Below are 22180 nucleotides of genomic sequence, written 5' to 3'. Positions count from 1 at the left end.
TTAATCCTCCATACTAATATCACTCCACCAGTATCCCTGATGGTTATTTGAAAGCGTAAGTGTCGATTTATCAATCTTACTTAGCTTAGCTGACAATTGTTTGAAATAATCGTAGCGCTTTGCCAGATTATTGTAATGAGTAGTCTTTACATCGTACTCTTTATTTAAATCTCTAGTAGTGCCTGCAGTGTTGTCATCATAAATACGATAGATTGTAGCTGCATTATCTACATAAGCACCTGTACCAATATCCATAATGATTCTGCTAAACAAATACCAGTCAAATACTGCTACTGCACCTTCATTCAGGCTATCTAAGAAGTCAGCGTTTAGACTTGTTAGCCTAATGCCGGTATTTGATAATCCAAGGAAATTAGCTTGCGCTATTGGCTTGATATCTTCTACTGCTTCAGGCAAAGTTTTAAACACATCCTCACCTGTTTCAGTAACGAACTTATTATAAAAGAATACGCAGTCTTTGTCTAATTCAAAAGACTTAATAAAGCTTTCCATTCTTGTAGGCGAAATTGTATCGTCGGCGTCTACAAGGACTAGGCTTTCATAGCCTAGGCGCTTGGCAGTTTTTAGCATTTCGATACGAGTGCCTGCAATGCTAAGCTTTCTTTCACTTAGGTCCTCGATGTGGACATTGATGCCATGAACGGTACTTTGTATTTGCGTTTCTACCTTTTCAAGCTCTTCCTTTGTGTAGTTGTCGTTAATTATCAACAAGTCGAAGTCCTTATCGGATTGGTTATCCACGGATGTTAGTAGGTCCTGTAGATAAGGGTGGGCTTGTTTGTAGATTACTGTGGATAATGCTGTTTTCATTTCATACCCTCATCAGTCACCTTCGGTGACAGCTTCTCCCTACTTATGGAGAAGCCAGAAAAGTGTCCATGTAGTCCATAAGTTTTTTCTTGGAAAAGTGCTCCTGGTTGTAGGCTAGGGCGTTTTCGCCCATTTGAAGGCGGATAGGTGTTGGGAGGTTGCGCATGGCTATGATGTTCATAGCTAAGGCTCTTGCATCTCCTATGTCTGAGCACATTCCACATTTTGCTTCGGCGATTACCCTGGCTGTCTCGCCCTTGGCTGAGGCAATGATTGGCATTGCGCAAGCCATGTAGGATTGCAGCTTAGCAGGAATAGTTTTGGCGAAAAGCTCGTCATCTGCAAATGAGATAAAAGCTGCGTCACCCTTGGCAAGTATTCCTGGAACCTCGGTAGGCTTTACTCTACCTGCAAATTCAAATAAGTCCCACACTCCTGCTGCAGTGATGCTTTCCTTAAAGCTTTCTCTAGCTCTGCCATCACCAACTATGGTAAACCTAATATCCTTTACCCCTTCACTTCTAATGATAGCTGCAGCCTTTGGAAGTATTTCAAGTCCCTGGGCCTGGCCAATATTTCCTGTAAATATTACATTAAAGCCTTTGTGTGCAATCTTTTCCTTTGGCTCGTAGAATTCTTCTGCATACTGTGGCCAAAAGCTTGCCTTATCCTGCTCTTCTTCATCTACGTATTTACGAATTGAATCTACGAAGCTTGGGCTGGTTCCCCATATATGGGTGCAACCCTTATATATCTTTCTCACCATTCGCTCAATTGGCTTTACTAAAAGTGGCGAATGGATGCCTGTTATCATCTCTACATTTTCTGGCCATAGGTCCTGTACATACAAATAGCAAGGTACCTTATGCTTCTTAGCATAAGCAACGCCAACCTTACATTGATTCATTGGCGATGTTTCAAACATGTATACTTCATCAGCCTTGATATGTGTAAACATGTTCCAAAAGAATCCGAAAAATGGGAAGCTAAAGTAATTAAGCACTAATCCAAGCTTTCCATTTCCCCTAGGTATCAGTGGAATTCTATAAACCTCTACACCATTTATTATTTCATGCCTTTTCTTGAAAAGGCCGTAGCCTTCAAATATTTTCCCCTCTGGGTAATTTGGGAGACCTGTCACTACAGTGACCTTGTAGCCTCTTTTTACCCACTCAAATGCCATATCATTTATCCTAAACTGCTCGGGATAAAAATACTGGCATATAATCAATATATGTCTGTCCATTTATTCTCTCAAATCTATCTATATTTTTAAACGCACAAATATCGCCCATTATTTTGGGCGATACTTATTTTAAAATTCAAACGGAGCTGGCATTCCATCTCTTAAGTGGAACAAGAAATGTAACAATCCACACATAGAGAAAATTAGCATAATGTTTTGAATATAAATCAATGCTAATGCCAACTTATTTTCCTTGGCATCCGTTCCAAGTCCTATGCACATACACATGTACACTGGAATCAAATATCTAAATGAAATCTGGATTCTCTGGCTTCCTTCTGCTGGTGTGAATCTAGTCATGCATCCAATGAAAATAGCCACTACACACATCACTAAGCCTAAACCTAGAACCACCATCTGCCATTTTTTGATTCGCTTACCCTTGATGAAAATCAGACCCACGAGTAAACATAGCAACATTACAATAATGCAAACCCATGGCACTTCAGCGTTAAGCTTAATATGACCAAGCTCGCGACCAATAATGTGGTTGATGTTGTACCAAAAATCTACCTTAATTCCTTCCCATGTGAACTTAAGCACCTCTAATTTATGATCAACAAAATATTCCCAACTGAGTGCTTCCCTTGTTGTATCTGTTTCAATTGTATTTCCAGACCATTTCCAGAATACATTTTGCATTATAAAGTAGTAATATTTAGTAACTACTTTCTTTGCTACAACTACAACGCCAAGACCAAGCACACCAAGAATTATATATTCATACCACTTCTTGGAAAGCACCACATCTGTCCACCATTTCTTAAGTGGAATGGCAAAAAACCATACTACAAAAAGAGCATAAACTATCTTGTTAGGAATCAATATAACTACACAGCCTGCCAGAATAATAATATCCCAAGCATGTAGCTTAACATGAGGTTGACTGTAATATAGCACTAATGTAAACAATGCAAGTGAGAACAAAATGCTCATATTATCATATGAATAAGAGCTGCATATATGAAGCACCCCTGGGAACAGTGCAAAAGTAAAGAACTGATGCTTTCCCACCGGAAGAAGCTTAAGTGCTATGTAGCCTGCAATTATAAGTGATAGGGAATTGAAAAATCTTCCCATAAATATTACCCCGGCAAAGCCAAATCCAAGTAATCTTGCCACGGTAATACCAGCACCTGATACCAAATATCTAGATGCCTTTGATGGTGCGATTTTACATTCTATATTTTCCTGCATCTCATCAGCATGCTTTATAAAATTGCCCTGGGCAAGTATTGCATACTGATAAGGGAATGTAACATCCAAATATGGCATCATATAATAATCTTCCGCACGCATGTAGAAGAATGATTCATCCTGAACCCAGCTTCCAAGCTTACTGGTATCCATGCTAAGATTATGATCCTTCATTCCAAGCATGATATTAGAACAATGATAAGCACTGTAATAATGCTGCACCTCGTCAGGTCCCGAAATAGGAGGCATTACAAGCTGCATACAAAATGTCCAGCCGATAGCCAGTATCACAAACAGCCTAGGGTAAGACCAATTCTTATTTAGCACTAGAATCCTTGCAAGATAAACTGTAAGTGCAATCATCACAATAAATATAAGTGCAAAATAAGCATTATATCTTTTGGTAGCTGTTAGATTCATGCAATTAGTAAAGAAAAATACTAAAGCCCCAATGATTCCCACTGCTGCCAGTACAACTGCACCAATCTGTAAGCCCTTCTCTTTATTCATATCTGAAAAATACTGTTTTACTTTTTCCACTATTAATCCTTTCAGGCAAGCCTATCTTCCTGCAAGTCTACGCTCCATCTTGCTTAGCTCGTCCAGCTGTCCCATATCCATCCATGTATTTTCGTTGATTGGATATACGCCAACTTTTTTACCATCGTCCTTAAGTCTATTGATGATATCCGGGAAGCCAATGAACTCCCCGTCCTTGATATAATCAATAACCTCTGGCTCAACTATATAAATGCCAGTGTTTGTAAAGAAGCTAAACTCCGGCTTTTCTTTCATATCTAAGATATTGCCATGCTCACCAAATTCTACCACGCCATAAGCAACCTGGAAGTTTCTAAGAGAGCACACCATAGTAATCAAATTACCCTCTTTTTTATGATGCTCATAAATCTTCGAGTAATCCTCTTCAATTAAGATATCGCAATTAGTAAGGATAAATGTCTCATCAATCTTTCCTCTCAAAAGCGCAAGGCCGCCCCCTGTACCAAGAGGTGTGTCCTCATCTACGAAATCAATACTATAAGGCCTCTCAGCCTCGCCAAAATAAGACTTAATCATATTCTTTTTATGATTAACAATCATTATCATTCTATCGATTCCATAGTCTGCAAAGCTATCCATAATAAGCTCCGCAATAGGCTTCTCCCCCACAGGAATAAGAGGTTTTGGAAGGATTCTTGTATATGGATAAAGACGTGTGCCCTTGCCACCTGCCATCATAACAACAGGGGTACTAAGGGTAGAATGCTTTTTATAATGATTCTCACTCCAGAAGACTGTATCAATTACATGGCCCTCATCATCAACAATAGGAAGACCTTCGATGTTATGACGATAGAGGAAGTTACGAGCATCCTCTTTCTCCTCTTCCTTCAGACTTCTTGGCTTATAATTAGCTATCAACTTAACAGGCTCATTTAAATCTCCACCTGACAAGATATATCTACGAACATCACCCTCTGAAAGAGCTGCAAGCAGCTTATTATTATCGTCCACAATGAACACTGTGCGGCGGCTGCTTGCATCAATTGTACGCATAGCATGTAAAATTGTGTCATCTTCTTTAATGAATACATTTTCCATAAATAATCTACTCCGCAATCTTACATTGCCATATATATAAACACAACTGACACGTTTGCACTCTGCTTTCGCTCGTTGCGTTACGTAAGATGCCACTACGTGCCATCTAAGTAACGACGGCTCAAGAAGGTCAGTCTTAGTTTATATATATGTCAATTCCAGATTGCTCATCTAAATTTTTTACTCCATAAAATTCTACGATAACAATAAAATATTTCTTTCAATCACTAGATGTTCATTCCAGAAATATTTTATTGTTATCTGAATTTTATTCACTGAAATTTTTAATTACATCTATTACACGACGTACGCCGGACTCGTCCAGGTTGGTTGAGCATGGGACGTTGACTACGCGGTGCCAGTACCATGGGGCGCAGGTTAGGTCGTAGGTGCGGGCGCCCTCGTATGGAAGCTGGTCGGAGATAAGACCCCAGATAGGACGAGACTGAATATGCTCTTCCTTAAGGGCTTCGATAAGCTTATCACGGCCAGTTTCATCGTTTTCAAATACAACTGAGTAGAACCAGTAGTTACTGCGGATACCTGGGCGGAAATCCTGCACGTGAAGACCTGGCATCTTATCAATTGCCTCTTTATACAAATGATAATTCTTTGTCTTAACCTTGATGAAATCCTCTAACTGTTCCATCTGAGCAAGGCCCAGTGCAGCCTGAAGATTTGTAAGTCTATAGTTATAGCCGATTTCATCATGGATGAAATTAGCCTGATCTGCCTTTGCCTGAGTAGTCAGATGCTTAGCATGAGCAAGCAGTGCCTCATCGTTAGAGACAATCATACCGCCACCACCTGTGGTGATAATCTTATTTCCATTAAATGAATAGCATCCTATTGTACCGATTGTACCTGCAAACTTACCAGCATACTTTCCTTCAGTATAATAAGTTCCAAGCGCCTCTGTGGCATCCTCAATAACCTTGATATTATACTTTTCAGCGATTGGCATGATGGCTTCCATGTCTGCCATGTTACCAAATACATGCACCACTACCATAGCCTTAATCTGACGACCTGTTTGCTTATCAATTAATCTACCATCTGTGAAATCACACTCTTCTTCACAGAATCTCTTAAGCTTTACAGGATCCATGCAAAGGCTATCATCACAGTCCATGAATACAGGCTCAGCACCTGCGTACTTTGTAGGATTTACTGCTGCAATAAATGTCAGTGTAGGAACGATTACAGCATCACCTGGCTTTACGCCACAAAGCATAAGGCTAATGTGAAGTGCTGATGTACCATTCTGTGTGCTGACAGCAGCTGGAGTATGAACGTACTCTGCCACCTTTTTCTCAAAATCTGACACATAAGGGCCTGCTGTGGATACCCACTCAGTCTCTACTGCATCGGTAACGTACTTCAATTCATTTCCCTTTAAATTAGGAACTGAAAGTGCAATGAATTCATCTGCCATTTTGAAACACCTCTAATCCGCTGCCGCATAAGTCATATACACATACAACGACACGCTCGCGCTCTGCTTTCGCTCGTTGCGTTACATAAGATGCTCCCTTTGGGACCATCTAAGTAACGACGGCTCAAGAAGGTCTTATGTATGTGTATATGCCTTCTGCTACAGCTCATCTAAATTTGTTAATATATTAAATGTTATAAATATCTACCTTGTACTTATCTAAGTTCTCACGGAGGAAGGCGATGGTTTCGGCGAGGCCTTGTTCGAAGGTGTACTGAGGCTTCCAGTCTGTGAGCTGAAGGATTTTTTGGTTAGAGCCAAGGAGACGATTTACCTCAGACTTTTCTGGACGGAGGCGATCTTCGTCGCAGATAATCTTTGCATTTGGATTAATCTGGCGGATAAGCTCTTCGGCAAGCTGTCCGATTGAGATTTCCTTCTGTGTTGCAATATTGATTTCCTGACCGATAGTCTTATCGCTTTCGTACATGGCGATGAAGCCATGGGCTGTATCCTTAACATAGTTGAAATCACGTGTTGGTGTTAATGAACCAAGCTTAATCTCTTCCTTACCTACAAGAAGCTGTGTGATGATTGTAGGAATTACCGCACGAGCTGACTGACGTGGACCAAATGTATTAAATGGACGCACGATTGTAACAGGCAAATCAAATGAGCGATAGAATGACTCTGCCAATCTATCTGCACCAATCTTAGTAGCTGAATATGGTGACTGACCCTGGTAAGGGTGCTTCTCATCGATTGGTACGTACTGAGCTGTACCATAAACCTCTGATGTAGATGTAACAAGTACACGTGTGCCAAGGTCTCTAGCAGCCTGAAGCACGTTAAGTGTTCCCTTGATATTAGTATCTACATAAGCATCTGGGCTATGATAACTAAAGGGGATTGCAATAAGGGCTGCAAGATGGAATACTGCATCTACACCCTTCATAGACTCTCTAACACCGTTAGGGTCGCGGACATCGCCTGCGAATACCTCTACGTGATCCATAATATCCTTTGGAAGAGTGTCGAGCCATCCCCAATTATTGAAGGAATTGTAATATACAAAAGCTCTTACCTCATATCCCTTTTTAACTAATTCTTCAACTAAGTGAGAACCAATAAATCCATCTGAACCTGTAACTAATACTTTACTCATTTGACCTCCTACGGCTTTCCAGAATAATATAAAACTCCAGCAGACACGCTTTCGCTCTGCTCTCACTCGTTGCGTTACATAAGATGCTCCTATCGGACCATCTAAGTAACGACGGTTCGAGAAGGTCTTGCTTGAGTCTTATATTATTCTTCCAATCCTTATATTTCTAAATACTAAAAACAGACTTATATGATACATACCACCTACGATTTCATCTCTACGAAATACGAATACATCGACTCGGCTACGTTTGCGAGGTTTTCGTCGGAAAGACGATCTTCGCTTAGGACGTAGGTGTTACCGAGCCTTGCGTGGCTCATGTAGACTGCCATGTATTGGATAACCTCATCTCTGGTTGGGCGCTTATATTCACTCATCATCTTTTCGTAGTTACCAAATACTTCCTCTAGGTACATAACACCTGGGGCGCCTTTATAAATAATGTCTCCACTCATAAATACCGGATGGCGAAGCATCATGGCTTCCTGACCTGCAGTACCTGTAAGAGTGGCTACACATTCACTCTTTTCAATAAGCTTGATTGAATCCTCCCATGGGTCAATAAGAACCACATTAGGATAAATCTGCAGCTGCTCGTAAAAGCTGTTATCACGAATTCCTAAGAATGAATAATGCTCCTTAACATAAAGCATAGTATCTGCTGGCAAGGATTTTACCAGACTATCGATAAAATACAGCTGTTTCTCATACTTCTGAGCACACACAATTGTTGTTGCTTCAGGCTGCATGTGAAGTGGGAAGTACACGAACTTCTTGCTGTAATCAGCCTTCTTAAAATATTTCTTACCCTTAGAATATCTAAGATAGAATACCAGCTGATCCATTGTGTGCTCATAACACTTGTAATATATATATGAGCCTTTATCCCTGGTAAGAGGATTGAAGAATCTCTGTCTCAGGTAGAAAAATGGTAACGCAAAAAAGATTGGCTTCCATTTAGGCTTTGTTCCTGAGAACTTCATAAATGCAGGCTTAGAGTGCTGCTCCTCAAACTTGGTCAAGTATGCCTCTGCAGCAGCACGCTGTTCTTCAGTGACAGGGATATTTGCGTAATCCTCTGGCATATCATACATCTTCTCAAATGGGTCATTTAAGATATAATGATGAGTCAAATCCATACCACAGGCTCTCATAAACATCAGTGAATAATAGCCTGTATTTGTCTTCTTACCAACTAAATAAGCTGCGTATGTAAGAAGTGTGGCGATAACCTCATCATAGAAGAAATCCACATGATATGTGTTAAACACATATTCCCAAAACGCAAAAAGACCTGCAGCTGTATGCACGCAGTAATCATAATCTCTATAAATCAAATATCTGTCTGTGTAGATGTACTTCCAAATAGGTCTTGCATCATACTTAGCTTCCATTTCAGCAAGCTTTTCTATTGTGAATTCGTCCCAATGCTTGTTCATGAATTCAGAAATCTCACAAACCTGGATATCCTTTTTTTCTTCTTCGTTAAACTTAGCCCAGACGTAAGCTGATTCCTGCTTGTCGCAGGTGATAAACACGCCCTTAACATCGTCATGAGCTTCTTTTAATTTCTTGTATACGGCTGGCGAAAAATCCTCGAAAGGACGCCTTGCCATAAAACATATAGTGTACATTTTCTCTCCTAAAAACTATCCACGCGACTTCTTACCAGATAAAAAGCCTCGCTATATTTATAATGAGCTGTTGCCCCGCGATAAGCTGCCAAGCCTCTGATTGCATCCTCGTTACGAGGGAATGGACTGGCATCGATTTCGCTCTTATAGGTTTTCATTATTTCTATTTTCTTATCCAGGTAGTCAGTCACATCCACGAAAACATTTGGGATAAATCCGTGGGAACCTTCTGCCTGGTCAGTTTCAGATATTATTTCCATACAAAGCACAGTCTTAAGATATGGTGCCCTGAATGATTTAGTACAAGAATAAACTGCATCAAAAATCACCCTGTGGTCAGAGTGAACATCATACTGATATGGCATGAAAAGCACATCTGGCTTAACCTCTTCAAATATGCTCTTAAACTCTGGTATCAGCTCACCTAAATCGTAACCATCTACACCTGCAGGCTGTAATTCCATATTGTAGAAACCATCCACCTTATATGCAGCTGCAACAGCCTCGATTTCGGCATTGCGCTCTGCCACACGCTCTTTAGTATAGCCATAATCTGTCTTCATGTTAGTAACATTAAGCCAATAGATTTTATGACCTTCTTCTTTTAGCTTAAGTAAAGTTCCGCCAGCGCCTAAGGTCTCATCATCTGGATGTGGCGAAATAACAAGTACTTTCATTAAAGATACTCTCCTTCATTTAAATCAACCGGGTCCGAATCTAATATGTGAACCAGCCCGTCATAAGCTTTTATAATATAATCTGTATTAGAATTAACCTTTATAATTTTACCAGGCTCGATATTGGCATGATCTTCTGTAGCAATAGCCTGACATTTCCATACCTTTATCTCAGCATCCCCAGCCATAAAATGTGCCCCCACATAAGGATGGGTAAGACCTCTAACCAGGTTATAAATAGCCTTTGCTGACATGCGCCAATCTATCTGGCCATCCATGCGACCACGCTTTCTCCAGGCATTTCCAGCTGTAGAATCCTGCTTCTTAGGCTCCACTCTATCCTCAGCAAAAGCCTTGGTAAACTCAAGCACCTGCTCCTTTGCCACCTCAAGCACATGAGCGTACAAATCTGCCGCATCATCTGTATCTGATATAGCTACAGGCTTCTGGCTTATAATATCTCCTGTATCAGCCCCTTCATCCATGATGAAAAATGTGGATGCAGTCTCCTTAAGGCCTAACACAAGGGCCCAAATAAGAGGATGGCGCCCTTTATTACATGGCAAAGCCGCTGGATGAAATCCAACCACGCCATACTTTGGTATAGATAAAATTTCCTTACCGATTAATCTGGACCAGCCAAAGCAATATATAACCTCTGGTGATATTTTTCTGATAAATCCTACTGTTTCTTCGTCATTAACATTCTTAGTGCAAATGCATGGGATATTATATTCATCTGCAAGAGGTACTAATGATTTAAAATCTGCATTGATTGCAGATTGTTCCATAGTAACAATTCCTGCCACCACAAAGCCTGCCTTAAGCATAGCTTCCAGTAATACGTATGAACTTTCCACACATCCTATAAACAAAGTTTTCTTCAAAATAAAACCTCTTATCCCTATTAATGCATTCTATTAATTTTAAATAGAAGTGCTTATATTGTCAAATTGAACCAACGCTGGTTTCTCTAAAAAATCAATCTGTAAATCAAAAGCCCTGGAATCATTATCCCAACCGCTGGCCCCCAGCTATTTACTATCAGCTTCCAAAATGAGAACTTAAATCTCCTAGACAGCTTAATAACAAGAAGCAGTGAGTACAGTGCGTAGGACAATCCTGTTCCGATTGCTACCATATTGATACTGCGCTCAACAAAAAGCACCAGGGCACTAGAAAAGATGGCATTGAAAATGCAAAGCGCCACTGAGTTTGCAATCAATGATTTGTTAAGCTTTAACACCGAAAAAATATTTCCGTAAAGCATGGTTGTTGCATAGATTGCAACACCCACTACCAGTATCTGGGTAGCCGCTGTACCTTCTGTATACATAGGCATAAAGAAGTGAACAAATATAGGCATTACAAAATATACAAACAGGCAGGCGCCTCCTGATATAAAGGATGTAACCCTGCTGAAATATGCAGCCTTTTCAAGAAGCTCTGTCTCATTGTGATTAGCTCCATACAGATGGCTAATCTTGATATAAAACACCTGGGATATGGTCTGTGGTACAAGCACCATGGTGGTAAATCCCATCAGTGGCACCGAATACACACCTAAATCCTCAGTTGACAAAAATCCAAGGATTACGAATTTATCTACAGATTGAACGATGGTCCAAATAAGGCTGTTAATAAGAAGTGGCAATCCTCCTATTATCATCACCTTCATAAACTGCCAATCAAATGTCAGCTTTGCACCCTTGAACGCCTCGCTTCTAAACATAATTATGCCAAGAGCTGCAGATGAAAGTGTCATGGCATACAGACCATAATATCCTGCCACATTGATAGCAATAACACCTATTATAAGAGCAAGTACTGTTCTTACAAAACCAATGACAGCCGATTTATTATAATGGCCGTTCATTCTGACAGTGGCATTTGACATATCATCAAAGCTCTTAAGAAGAATCATAATAGGACAAAGCATGTAGCCAAATGCATAATATGTGCTATCCACATCTTTTCCAATCCTGCCACCGTAATAGATAGCCACCCACAGTTCAAAAACTACAAACACTATGGCATACACCATAAGCATAAATGTCATTGCTGTGTTCTTAAGCCTATTTGCCTCGGCATAATCCTTCCTGCCAAGAGCCTGAGGATAATCCCTGTTATAAGCATTTAACACACCAAACTGCGCGTAATTCATATATGTCTGGGCAAGCAGACATGTGCTATATATTCCAAGTGGGTATGTTGCAACAATTCTTTTATTATAGACACTAAATACAAATGACATAGCAGAGCATGCCACTGTTGAAAGTGTCACCAATATGAAATCTGCACTCTTAATTTTGTCTAGCAGTTTTGTAAGTATCTTCATAAATCTTTAAAACTTCTTCCATGTATGTGTCAAAGTTATTCAAATCCTTTGCACGCTTTCTGGCTCCTTCAGACTTCATACGATATATCTCGCTGTTATCAAGAAGCTCTATGATATTTTTGACGAAGGCATCTCTATCCACAGGCTTCTTGTCTGTGCCACAGATTTTTCCACAATCGTCGTCCACGGTTAACACAAATCCACCAACCTTGCTGGCAAGTACTGGCTTACCAAAGGCCATAGCCTCTGCTGCTGCCATTCCAAAGCCCTCAAACTTGGATGGAGCAACCAGAATCTTAGTCTGATTCATATAGACATAAGGATTATGCTGCAGACCTACCATCTTAATGTTATCATTAAGATTCATCTTGCCGATTAGCTCCAGACATTCGCTACCCAAATCGCCGCCACCTACCATGACAGCCTTAACATCCGGATGGGTGTTTCTTACTTCATTTACAATCCTGACGAATTCGTATGGATTCTTATTATCTGTAAGATAGCCTACAAACAGAAGGTCTGATTTAAAGCTATCCAGCTTTTCCTTACTCATCTCGGTGCCTGCTACATAACCCTTTTCAAATGTCTTGACGGCATTGAATGGAGTGCCCAGCACCACTGTCTTACCTGCCATTTTATCCTTGAACCAGGCCTTATCTTCAACCCTCTTATTAGGAATAATGATTTTGGCAAAATTCTTGCAGGCACTTCCGTATATAACTGACTTTGGACCAATCTTCTGCACCCATTTAGGCACAGAATACAGATGGCTTATAATTGGAATAGTGTCTGTAACCTTGGTACACATTAGGCTGCAATCGTATTCATAGGCATGGATGATATCAGGCTTCACCTCATCAATGGTGCGCTTAATAATATCCTCATCCACCTTCTCAACCCCAATGTATTCTATGTCCTGTTCTAACAGCTTTGTCTCCACAGAGCCTGTAGCAGTTAAATACACGCTGTGGATTTCCTCAGGCATAGACTTAATAATGTTTATAGCAACATTCTCCATGCCGCTATATGTATTAGACTTCGAAATATGCAATACCTTCATAAAAACTCCCTAATCCGTTGACTGTTACGCTAACAATAAATAGATTTCTTCCAGTGACTGATGTCACTTACAGAAAACTATTATATTGTTATCTACAGTCAACTCATCTATTAACTATTATGCTAACCACAATTTACTCACCTAGAAATTTTATATGTTACTATATAACTCTTTCATTACTTCGTTGACGCGTTCTTTATCGAAAGACTTCATGGTTTCTACGTTGATTTGACCCATTTCGGCTCGTCTGGTTTCGTTATCAACCAAGGCTTTGTTTAGGGCAGCTACTAATGATTTGGCATCCTTTGAATCAAAAAGATATCCGCCTTCGCCATCTACGATAAGATCTGTGTTACCCCTAATTTTGCTACATACCACAGGCATTCCCACGCTCATAGCCTCCATCAAAGCTACTGGAAGACCTTCCTGGTGAGAAGGAAATACATAGATATCACTAGCTGCAAAAACATCTGCAATGTCTGTCCTAAATCCTAACATCTCTACATTATCAGTAAGACCCAGGGTCTTTATCTGCTCTTTTAATTCTATCTCTATCTTGCCTCTGCCAGCTATGAGGTATTTAATCTTGTACTTAGGCTGAACACGCTCATCGCAGTCCTCATGTGCAAGAACCCCTCGGTCCTTCATAATTTTAAGAGCTCTTAGCACCTCGGCATGATTCTTTCTAGGAATCAGCTCTCCAACAGATAGAAGAACAATTTCATCATCCTTGATACCAAGCTCGCTGCGAATCTTATTGCGGGCGCCTTCGCTTGCCACAAATTTATGAGTGTCTACCCCAGCCCCTGGCACGTAAACAACTTCCTTCGCCTTGAACTTCTTGGCATTTTCATAATCTTCCTTGTTGATAGTTATCAACAAATCGGTAAATCGTGCACACCACTTTTCCACGTTGTGATAAATGAGCCAGTTGATAGCTGATGCTCCCTTGAAGAAATGGAAACCATGGGCTGCATATATCACCTTGGTGCCGTACTGCTTTCTTGCCTTTCTACAAGCAAGACGACAGATAACGCCTCCTATAGGCGACTGAGTATGAACTATCTCGTACTGATTAGCCTCTACCTCAGCCTTTATCTGCTTATAAGCCTTTGATAATTCGCCGATATTAAATATCTTTCTTAGGCTGGCTGTTTCAATTACTCTACAGCCTAAATCATCCAGCTTCTTTCTACGCTGTACCATAGCCTCTGGACTGAGTGCGCTGTCATCATCCTTCCAACAGCAAGCCACGTCCACGGTATAACCCAAGTCCTGCAAAATCTTAATGTTGTCTATATTAAATTGTGTCACCATATACGCCGTATGGGCGTGCATAAGCGCTTTTTTCATAGTCGTAGTCATTCTCCCGGATGTTACGATAACAAAAATTTATTATCTTCCAGTCACTAGATGTTCCTTACAGACAATAAATTTTTGTTATCTACATCCTACTTATAGTTTACGAGTATCCCAAGTCTGTAGGTAACGAAAAATTATTTTCGGAGCATCACATCAGTGAGCGGAGAACATAATTTTTCGTTACCGTAACAGACTCCAGGCCACCGTCATTACTTATGTACGTTTGCGTTAGTCTCCCCTTCGGCTACGCCTTCAGTGGCGTCCTTAGTAAAGATTACACGAAGAGTCATAAGGATAAGTTGGATATCCAGTAACACTGAACATTTCTCACAATAAATCATATCAAGCTTAAGCTTGTCGTAGCTGGTAGTGTTGTACTTGCCGTAAACCTGTGCATAGCCTGTAAGACCAGCCTTAACGTGTGTACGAAATGCAAACTCTGGCACTTCCTTCACGTATTCTGCTATGATTTCAGGACGCTCTGGACGAGGCCCTACAAAGGACATTTCCCCCTTAAGGATATTGAAAAACTGTGGCAACTCATCAATACGAGTAGCACGGATAAAGTGTCCTATTGGAGTGATTCTGTCGTCATTAACACTGGCAAGGCGAGCCTTACCGTCCTTTTCAGCATCAGTAATCATAGAACGGAATTTCATAATCTTGTATTCTTTTCCACCAATGGTGCATCTGGTTTGTTTATAAAATACAGGACCGCCATCGTATGTGTGGATAAGTATAGCTGTTATTATCATAATTGGAGATGTAAGTATAATTCCAAACCCGGAAATAACAATATCACCAATTCTTTTAACTGCTGCAGAAATAGCATCCATTCCAACATTCTTACATAGATAAAGAGGGGTATCAAAAAGATTTACCTCTTCTGAGCCCTTAATAAGAATATCTGAAATCTTTGGTGTGAAATAAACTCGCTTATCTGTTGCAAAGCATGCCTTTACAATATCATTACGAATCTCTGATGGTACATCATTAATAAGCACTGCATCATAATTCTTTAGCTCATTTGTAATCTTCTCAAGGGGCTCGCGGCAACTCATTTCACCAGTAATACGATACTTGTCAGCTCTACGATTCATCTTGAAAACCAAGTCATTTTCGTACTCACCATAAATGTTTAAGATAGAAAATGGTGGGAAGATTCCCCTGTAAATCTTAGTACTAAGATAGGTCACAAGAAATACTGCAAAAGCATCAATCACTGTAAGAGCAAGCATATATGCAAGCATAATCCATACCAACGCTTTTATACGTGTCATCAAAAGAAGGATTACAAACTCCAACATATTCACAAGCCCCATCGCTATGGCCTGCGACATGCAAAGAATTGATATTCTGCCACTTCCTATGCTAAATCCCTTAAAGGTGTTGATAACAAGAATGCTAAGAACTGTGTATAGTCCTATCATCAAATAGTTACCAATAGTTAAGAAGAACAGTGGCATCATCATTCTAAATTGCTCGTACCACATAACGCCAAAGAGCGTGGCTAGTACAGTGACTAATACCACGCTGCTTGCAAATCTAAATATCTTTTTTTGAGTTTCAATATTTGTATTTGTATTATTCATAAGCATATTTGACCTTTGATTAAAAGCTCTTATTCATATCCACATGACCCTTGATTCCAGGAACAGAACCCTTGCTAGAATACTGCCACATATTCTTTCTACCTGAATATGTGCATGATGTATTATATTGGGCAATCCAAATACTACATGAACCAGGAATTGCGCTAGCATTCATTCTAGCTGTCATCCAGTTCTTGCTGCAGTACAAGCCTGCCTTGTAGCCTGATGACTGAACTGTTGAACAGAATGCATTTACAATAGCCATTCTCTGTTCTACTGAAAGCTTGCTCTGTCCTCTTACAGTATCCTCCATATCCAAATAGATTGGATATGAGCATCCACCTGCGCGGCCTGCCATGGCAACTGCCATAGAAGCTTCCTGTACAGCCTCGGCCTCATTAAGAGCTGTTGAGTAGATGTAAACACCTACGTTGATTCCAGCTGCCTTGGCACCAGACATATTCTTATAGAAATATGGGTCCTCATGTAGCTGTCCATCATACATACCACGATAACCACATCTGATGATTGCAAAGTTTACTGCTGATTTTGCCGCCTTCCAATCGATGTTACCCTGATATTTTGAAACGTCGATTCCGTTGCCCTTTACGATGAGCACTCCATCAGCACCGAAATCATACTGAACTCCCTGAATTACCTGAGAGCCTGTTACCTTGTTACCATTCTTATCGAAGTAGAATGTATTTCCATCAATTGACTGCCATCCATAATATGTATATGTTGCAGCCTTGTAGTAATAAGCCTTACCTGCCTGATAATCTGCTGCAGTGGCTGGCTTTGTAAGACCTTCATCTAAGAACAATAAGTTTCCTTCCTTGTCCTTAAGCTGATCTGTTGTAGCAGTACCAAAACCAGAGACACTAAATGTTGCCTTTAATAATTCACTATCTGTAGCTCCTACATTGTCGCTCCATTTTGGAGTTGCTACGAATGCATAATCTCCATCCTTTGTTGCAGCAAATGTAGCTGTCTTGGAATCCTTAATTGCAACATCTGCTCCATTTACAGTAAGCTTTGCAAGAGCACCTGCTGTAGCATTTACTGTAAATACACCTTCTTTGTAAGAGATGTCGATAGATGCAGTCTCTTCCTTAGCACCTGTAGTAGCGTTTGTAGCAATGATTCTTCTAATCTTTGCCGCAAGAAGCTTGTCCTTGATGTTGAACTTAACTGCTACTGCACCGCGGGCGCGATAGCTTGTTTTGTCTCCAGTTTCTCCACCATTATCGGAACCACCTTCGCCTTGGTCACCCTGGCCCTCGCCACTATTATCTGAATCGCCTTGTCCCTTGCTATCATCTTTACTGTCTTTATTCTCTTCTGAAGGCGCAGGATTTTCAGGCTTTTCCTCTTCCTTCTTTGGCTCTTCTGGATTTGGTGTATCAGCAGGCTTAGTCTCTTCCTTCTTTTCAGCCCTATACACAAATGTATAAGTAGCATCCTTTGTAACCTTTTCGAATGCTGGCGATGGGCCTGAAACCTTCTTATAAGTTACTTCTCCATCTTTGTATGTATCAGGTGCTGTATGGGAAATAGTAGCATCCTTTGCATATTCCTTGGCATTTTCGATGGCTACAGTCTTTACGACCTTGTCATCTGTGCCTCGTAATTCATAGTTGATAGTAATCTTAAACTTATCAGGTGTAGCAGCCTTTAATATATGCTTTCTTGTTAGCAAGCCTTTATCTGTCTTTAGTGTGGCCTTGCTGGCCTTTGCAGTTGTCTTAGGTGCTACTACATCAGTTGTAGACTTTGCAGAATGACCATTTTCTACCTTCCTAGATTCAACAAACTCAACTGTATCCTTAAGTGTCTCCTCTACAGGTACCTTTTCCTTCTTCTGTCCATCCTCGGCAGCATTATCCTTTTTAATCTGCTTAGTGATTTCCTTTTGAACCTTAAACTCTACCTTATCCTTTACCTCTGCCTCTGTAGAATAGTTGGTAGGCTCGTAACAAACCTGGGAATCAACATCATTGAGTAAGCAAAGAACATACTCACCTGGTTCCATGTCAGTCTCAGAGATAACACCATCTTCGTCATCATCTGTGTAAACTGTTCCCTCTGCCTCCTTAAGAGCCACTGCATAAGACTGAACCGCTGTCTCCTTATCAAGGCAAAGTGTATATAAAGGATCAGAACTGATATCGCCATGCTGTGTCTCGATTACATTTCCATCCTTATCTGTTACAGTGACATCAACATTTCTGTCCTGGAGAATCTTAGTAATCTTTGCTGAATCACTTGGAAGCTCTGATGCATCAATAGCTTCTTGCTCGCCTTTGGCCTCTGTCTCTTCGCTTTCAGAAGATTCCTCTGTAGAAGCTTCCGACTTTTCAGCAGCCTTAGCATTTTCCTCAGCCTCATGTGCTGCACGCTTTTTATCCTGCTGCTCCTTAAGCTTATCAAAATCAATGCCATCTCCATCAACAGGAAGCGCATTGCTATCGCTGCTATCTGCACCTGCTGATGAATCATCCGCAGCAGAAGATTCCTCAGCCGAAATATCCATATCAGCATAATCCTTGGTATACTCTGCTATCTGACCATCCAAATCTTTGATTGCATCCACATAAGACTGCAATCCCTCAGCAGCCTCCTTTGTAAGAAGCTTCACCTGGAATGGCACGCCTGCAACAGGATTGTCATTAACATCAGAAATATACACAGTCAAATCCTTTTCCAAAGACTCGCTTGTGATTACTACATTTTTAAATTCTGGGATATATACGTCCTCAGCCTGATAATCATCCTCCACGGTGACTACCGCTGCTGCGTCATCTGCAGTCACAAGATTATAGATTCCATATCCGCCTGCACCCACTGCAGACACGCCAACCACACTTGCTACCGCAATACTGGCCACCTTATGACTTGCAATGAAGAACTTAATTGTCTCCCATATTCCATTCATTTTTTAATACATCTCCCTTTATTCAAGCTAAAACTAAACTGTCATATTGTGCTCTTTACAATAATCTTTGAAAGAAGCATTTACCTTATCCTTATCAGAAAGGATTAAATCTGCCTCTGTCATTCCCTCTGGAATAGGCCACTGTACATTGATATCAGGGTCATTAAACATGAGACCGCCCTCATCATTTGGATGATAAAAATCAGTAACCTTATAGCAGAACTCTGCATAATCGCTAACAACTAAGAATCCATGTGCAAATCCTTTTGGAATCATGAACTGCTTTTTATTCTCAGCTGAAAGAAGAATTCCATAGTGCTGGCCAAAAGTCTTTGAACCCTCACGCAAATCCACTGCCACATCGTAAACCTCGCCAGAGATAACTCTAACAAGCTTATCCTGTGGGAAGTTCTTCTGAAAATGAAGACCACGAAGTACACCCTTCTTTGAAGCTGACTGATTATCCTGCACAAACTCATAATCTAAGCCTTCAGCCTTCATATCATTCTCATTATATGTTTCCATAAAGTAGCCTCGGTCATCACCAAACACCTTAGGAGTGATAACACATAAGCCCTCTATTCCATTTACATTTTTCTCTACTGTAATTGCCATTTCTAACCTCTACTCTATGTTCAAAATTCTTCATACAGCTAATTATATTGATTAACTGACACGCTTTCGCTCTTGCGGCCCTCATTGCCCTACGTAAGATGCTGCTAACGCACCATCTAAGTAGGGATGGGTCCTAAAGGTCTGTTAATTCAATATAATTATCTGCACTCGAATTTTGCTCTTTAGTTTTACAAAATATTAATCTTATCTCCACCACGACAGTCATCTGCGGTGACCGTTTAGGCGGTGGGACGTTTTATAGTCCGTTGGCTACGTCTACCAGGTATTTGCCGTAGTCGGTTTTCATGAGGGGCTCAGCGAGCTTAAGAAGCTGGTCCTTATTGATGAAGCCACGCTTGTAAGCGATTTCTTCGATACATGATACGTACATACCCTGGCGCTTTTGGAATGTGCTGACGAATTCGGCAGCAGCAAGAAGCATATCATGGTTTCCTGTATCAAGCCATGCAAAACCACGGCCAAGTGTCTCTACATGGAGGTTGCCACGGTTAAGATATTCGTTATTAACAGCAGTGATTTCAAGCTCACCACGTGCTGATGGCTTGATAGTCTTTGCAATCTCTACAACTGAATTATCGTAGAAATAAAGACCTGGAACAGCGTAATTACTCTTAGGCTGTGCTGGCTTTTCTTCGATAAAAATTGCAACACCATTTTCATCGAACTCTACTACACCATACTCTCTTGGGTCACGTACATAGTAACCAAAGATTGTAGCCCCTGGCTCGTTCTCAGTACGGTTTGCAGCTGAAAGAAGAACCTTTGAGAATGACTGACCATAAAAAATATTATCGCCAAGTACAAGTGCTACTGCATCCTTTCCGATGAAATCAGCACCAATAATAAATGCCTCAGCAAGGCCGTTTGGAGCCTCCTGAATTGCATACTGAATGTCCATGCCAAGCTGGCTACCGTCACCAAGCAATTCCTTAAATACTGGAAGATCTCTTGGTGTAGAAATTATAAGTACCTCGCGGATACCGGCAAGCATCAAAGTAGACAATGGATAATAAATCATTGGTTTATCGTAGATTGGCATAATCTGCTTGCTGATAGCCTTTGTAAGTGGATAAAGTCTTGTACCTGAACCACCTGCTAAAATAATACCCTTCATATTTTCCTCCTAAATACGGCAGCAATTTAGTCTATGCACAAATCTTCATTCACTGATTTTATTCTCTTTTTCGGCACGCTTTCGCTCTGCTTTTTCTACTTACGTTACATAAGATGCTCTCTACGAGACCATCTAAGTAACGAGTGAAAAAGAAGGCCTCTAAAAAGAATAAAATCACTTCATGAATCTTTGCTCTATAGTTTTTGTGCTGCCTATTTAAATAATAAATTTATTTATGCAAATTCTTCTGCTACCACGGCTAGGGCGGCGGCTACGACTTTGTCCATGTCGTAGTATTTGTATTGGCCTAGGCGGCCGCCGAAGATTACGTTCTTTTCATCGGATGCCTTAGCAGCGTATTTAGCGTAAACGGCATTGTTTTTGTCGTTATTTACTGGGTAGTAAGGCTCTACGCCTGGCTGCCATTCAGATGAATATTCCTTGGAAATGATTGTGGTAGGCTGTGTACCAAATTCAAAGTGCTTATGCTCGATAATACGAGTGTATGGCACATCTGCTGCAGTGTAGTTAACTACGGCATTGCCCTGATAATTATCGCAATCAAGCTTTTCAGTTTCAAAGCGAACTGAACGATACTCAAGTGGGCCATAGCAGCTATCGTAATACTCATCGATCTGACCTGTAAATACCAGCTTATCCCAAGCAACTTCACTACCATCAGAAAGCTTTCCTGACTTAGCAAGTTCAAAATAATCCTGGCTAAGTACCACGTCGGCACCCTTTAGCATCTTCTCTACAATCTGAGTGTATCCACCCATTGGGATGCCCTGGAATCTATCATTAAAGTAGTTGTTATCGTATGTAAATCTAAGTGGCAATCTCTTGATGATGAATGCTGGAAGCTCATCACATGGACGACCCCACTGCTTTTGTGTGTAGCCCTTGATAAGCTTTTCGTAAACATCAGTACCAACTAATGAAAGAGCCTGTTCTTCCAAATTCTTTGGCTCAGTGATATTCAGCTCTTTAATCTGCTCAGCAATCTTAGCCTTTGCCTCTGCTGGAGTCTTAATCCCCCACATCTTTGAAAATGTATTCATGTTAAATGGAAGATTGTAAAGCTCATCACCATATACTGCAACTGGGGAGTTAATGTAATTATTGAATTCAGCGAACTGATTCATGTACTCCCAGATTTTCTTATCGCTTGTGTGGAAGATATGGGCACCGTAAACATGTACATTAATGCCATCCTCTTCCTTTGTATATATATTTCCTGCAATGTGGTCGCGGCGGTCGATTACTAAAACGGATTTGCCTCGTTTCATGGCTTCGTACGAGAATACTGCGCCAAATAGGCCTGCGCCCACCACTAAGTAGTCGTATTTTTTCATG

17 protein-coding genes are annotated in these 22180 nt (G+C 40.7%); all 17 read right to left on the bottom strand.

Going from position 1 to position 22180, the window contains the following annotated elements:
* Complete coding sequence (locus IJ535_RS11255) at positions 1-831, bottom strand: glycosyltransferase family A protein (protein ID WP_294302780.1); 831 nt, start codon at positions 829-831, stop codon at positions 1-3.
* Between the two features lie 43 nt (positions 832-874).
* Positions 875-2077, bottom strand: a complete 1203-nt coding sequence (locus IJ535_RS11250) for a glycosyltransferase family 4 protein (protein ID WP_294302776.1) — start codon at positions 2075-2077, stop codon at positions 875-877.
* Between the two features lie 69 nt (positions 2078-2146).
* Positions 2147-3814: a DUF2142 domain-containing protein gene (locus IJ535_RS11245; protein WP_294302773.1), complete on the bottom strand. Its 1668-nt coding sequence runs from the start codon at positions 3812-3814 to the stop codon at positions 2147-2149.
* A gap of 21 nt (positions 3815-3835) precedes the next feature.
* Positions 3836-4876 (bottom strand): sugar phosphate nucleotidyltransferase, encoded by a 1041-nt coding sequence (locus IJ535_RS11240; protein WP_294302770.1) that lies wholly within the window; start codon positions 4874-4876, stop codon positions 3836-3838.
* A 268-nt stretch (positions 4877-5144) separates the two neighbouring features.
* Positions 5145-6311 (bottom strand): LegC family aminotransferase, encoded by a 1167-nt coding sequence (locus tag IJ535_RS11235; RefSeq protein ID WP_294302766.1) that lies wholly within the window; start codon positions 6309-6311, stop codon positions 5145-5147.
* A gap of 187 nt (positions 6312-6498) precedes the next feature.
* Positions 6499-7476, bottom strand: a complete 978-nt coding sequence (locus IJ535_RS11230; RefSeq protein WP_294302763.1) for an NAD-dependent 4,6-dehydratase LegB — start codon at positions 7474-7476, stop codon at positions 6499-6501.
* A gap of 203 nt (positions 7477-7679) precedes the next feature.
* A complete protein-coding gene (locus tag IJ535_RS11225) occupies positions 7680-9110 on the bottom strand; it encodes a capsular polysaccharide export protein, LipB/KpsS family (RefSeq protein WP_294302760.1) in 1431 nt (476 codons plus the stop codon).
* An 8-nt stretch (positions 9111-9118) separates the two neighbouring features.
* On the bottom strand, positions 9119-9787 hold the full coding sequence (locus tag IJ535_RS11220) for a PIG-L deacetylase family protein (protein WP_294302757.1): 669 nt from the start codon (positions 9785-9787) through the stop codon (positions 9119-9121).
* Positions 9787-10674, bottom strand: a complete 888-nt coding sequence (locus IJ535_RS11215; RefSeq protein WP_294302754.1) for a formyltransferase family protein — start codon at positions 10672-10674, stop codon at positions 9787-9789. Before IJ535_RS11215 ends, IJ535_RS11220 begins: the two co-directional genes overlap by 1 nt.
* Before the next feature lie 86 nt (positions 10675-10760).
* Complete coding sequence (locus IJ535_RS11210; protein WP_294302751.1) at positions 10761-12125, bottom strand: oligosaccharide flippase family protein; 1365 nt, start codon at positions 12123-12125, stop codon at positions 10761-10763.
* A complete protein-coding gene (locus tag IJ535_RS11205; protein ID WP_294302748.1) occupies positions 12091-13185 on the bottom strand; it encodes a glycosyltransferase in 1095 nt (364 codons plus the stop codon). The genes IJ535_RS11210 and IJ535_RS11205 overlap by 35 nt, the downstream gene beginning before the upstream one ends.
* Positions 13186-13335: 150 nt before the next feature.
* The gene (locus IJ535_RS11200) at positions 13336-14538 is read right to left on the bottom strand and encodes a glycosyltransferase family 4 protein (RefSeq protein ID WP_294302745.1); all 1203 of its coding nucleotides are present in this window, start codon (positions 14536-14538) and stop codon (positions 13336-13338) included.
* A 218-nt stretch (positions 14539-14756) separates the two neighbouring features.
* Positions 14757-16139 carry an exopolysaccharide biosynthesis polyprenyl glycosylphosphotransferase gene (locus IJ535_RS11195; protein WP_294302742.1) on the bottom strand — a complete coding sequence of 461 codons (1383 nt, stop codon included), beginning with the start codon at positions 16137-16139 and terminating at the stop codon, positions 14757-14759.
* A 19-nt stretch (positions 16140-16158) separates the two neighbouring features.
* Positions 16159-19074 (bottom strand): GH25 family lysozyme, encoded by a 2916-nt coding sequence (locus IJ535_RS11190; RefSeq protein ID WP_294302738.1) that lies wholly within the window; start codon positions 19072-19074, stop codon positions 16159-16161.
* 33 nt (positions 19075-19107) lie between these two features.
* On the bottom strand, positions 19108-19689 hold the full coding sequence (rfbC, locus tag IJ535_RS11185; protein ID WP_028242343.1) for a dTDP-4-dehydrorhamnose 3,5-epimerase: 582 nt from the start codon (positions 19687-19689) through the stop codon (positions 19108-19110).
* Positions 19690-19945: 256 nt separating this feature from the next.
* Complete coding sequence (gene rfbA / locus IJ535_RS11180; RefSeq protein ID WP_294302733.1) at positions 19946-20824, bottom strand: glucose-1-phosphate thymidylyltransferase RfbA; 879 nt, start codon at positions 20822-20824, stop codon at positions 19946-19948.
* Between the two features lie 233 nt (positions 20825-21057).
* Positions 21058-22179: a UDP-galactopyranose mutase gene (gene glf, locus IJ535_RS11175; protein WP_294302728.1), complete on the bottom strand. Its 1122-nt coding sequence runs from the start codon at positions 22177-22179 to the stop codon at positions 21058-21060.
* Position 22180 lies beyond the last annotated feature (1 nt).

It is taken from the genome of Pseudobutyrivibrio sp., from assembly GCF_017471675.1.
In the GTDB taxonomy this organism is placed as follows: domain Bacteria; phylum Bacillota; class Clostridia; order Lachnospirales; family Lachnospiraceae; genus Pseudobutyrivibrio.
The sequence above is the reverse complement of the archived record's forward strand: the minus strand, read 5'-3'. Positions and strand labels throughout refer to the sequence as shown.

Coding starts and splice junctions, on each gene's coding strand:
- IJ535_RS11255 (WP_294302780.1), bottom strand. CDS start 831: ATGAAAACAGCATTATCCACAGTAATCTACAAACAAGCCCACCCTTAT.
- IJ535_RS11250 (WP_294302776.1), bottom strand. CDS start 2,077: ATGGACAGACATATATTGATTATATGCCAGTATTTTTATCCCGAGCAG.
- IJ535_RS11240 (WP_294302770.1), bottom strand. CDS start 4,876: ATGGAAAATGTATTCATTAAAGAAGATGACACAATTTTACATGCTATG.
- IJ535_RS11235 (WP_294302766.1), bottom strand. CDS start 6,311: ATGGCAGATGAATTCATTGCACTTTCAGTTCCTAATTTAAAGGGAAAT.
- IJ535_RS11230 (WP_294302763.1), bottom strand. CDS start 7,476: ATGAGTAAAGTATTAGTTACAGGTTCAGATGGATTTATTGGTTCTCAC.
- IJ535_RS11225 (WP_294302760.1), bottom strand. CDS start 9,110: ATGTACACTATATGTTTTATGGCAAGGCGTCCTTTCGAGGATTTTTCG.
- IJ535_RS11220 (WP_294302757.1), bottom strand. CDS start 9,787: ATGAAAGTACTTGTTATTTCGCCACATCCAGATGATGAGACCTTAGGC.
- IJ535_RS11210 (WP_294302751.1), bottom strand. CDS start 12,125: ATGAAGATACTTACAAAACTGCTAGACAAAATTAAGAGTGCAGATTTC.
- IJ535_RS11205 (WP_294302748.1), bottom strand. CDS start 13,185: ATGAAGGTATTGCATATTTCGAAGTCTAATACATATAGCGGCATGGAG.
- IJ535_RS11200 (WP_294302745.1), bottom strand. CDS start 14,538: ATGAAAAAAGCGCTTATGCACGCCCATACGGCGTATATGGTGACACAA.
- IJ535_RS11195 (WP_294302742.1), bottom strand. CDS start 16,139: ATGAATAATACAAATACAAATATTGAAACTCAAAAAAAGATATTTAGA.
- IJ535_RS11190 (WP_294302738.1), bottom strand. CDS start 19,074: ATGAATGGAATATGGGAGACAATTAAGTTCTTCATTGCAAGTCATAAG.
- rfbC (WP_028242343.1), bottom strand. CDS start 19,689: ATGGCAATTACAGTAGAGAAAAATGTAAATGGAATAGAGGGCTTATGT.
- rfbA (WP_294302733.1), bottom strand. CDS start 20,824: ATGAAGGGTATTATTTTAGCAGGTGGTTCAGGTACAAGACTTTATCCA.
- glf (WP_294302728.1), bottom strand. CDS start 22,179: ATGAAAAAATACGACTACTTAGTGGTGGGCGCAGGCCTATTTGGCGCA.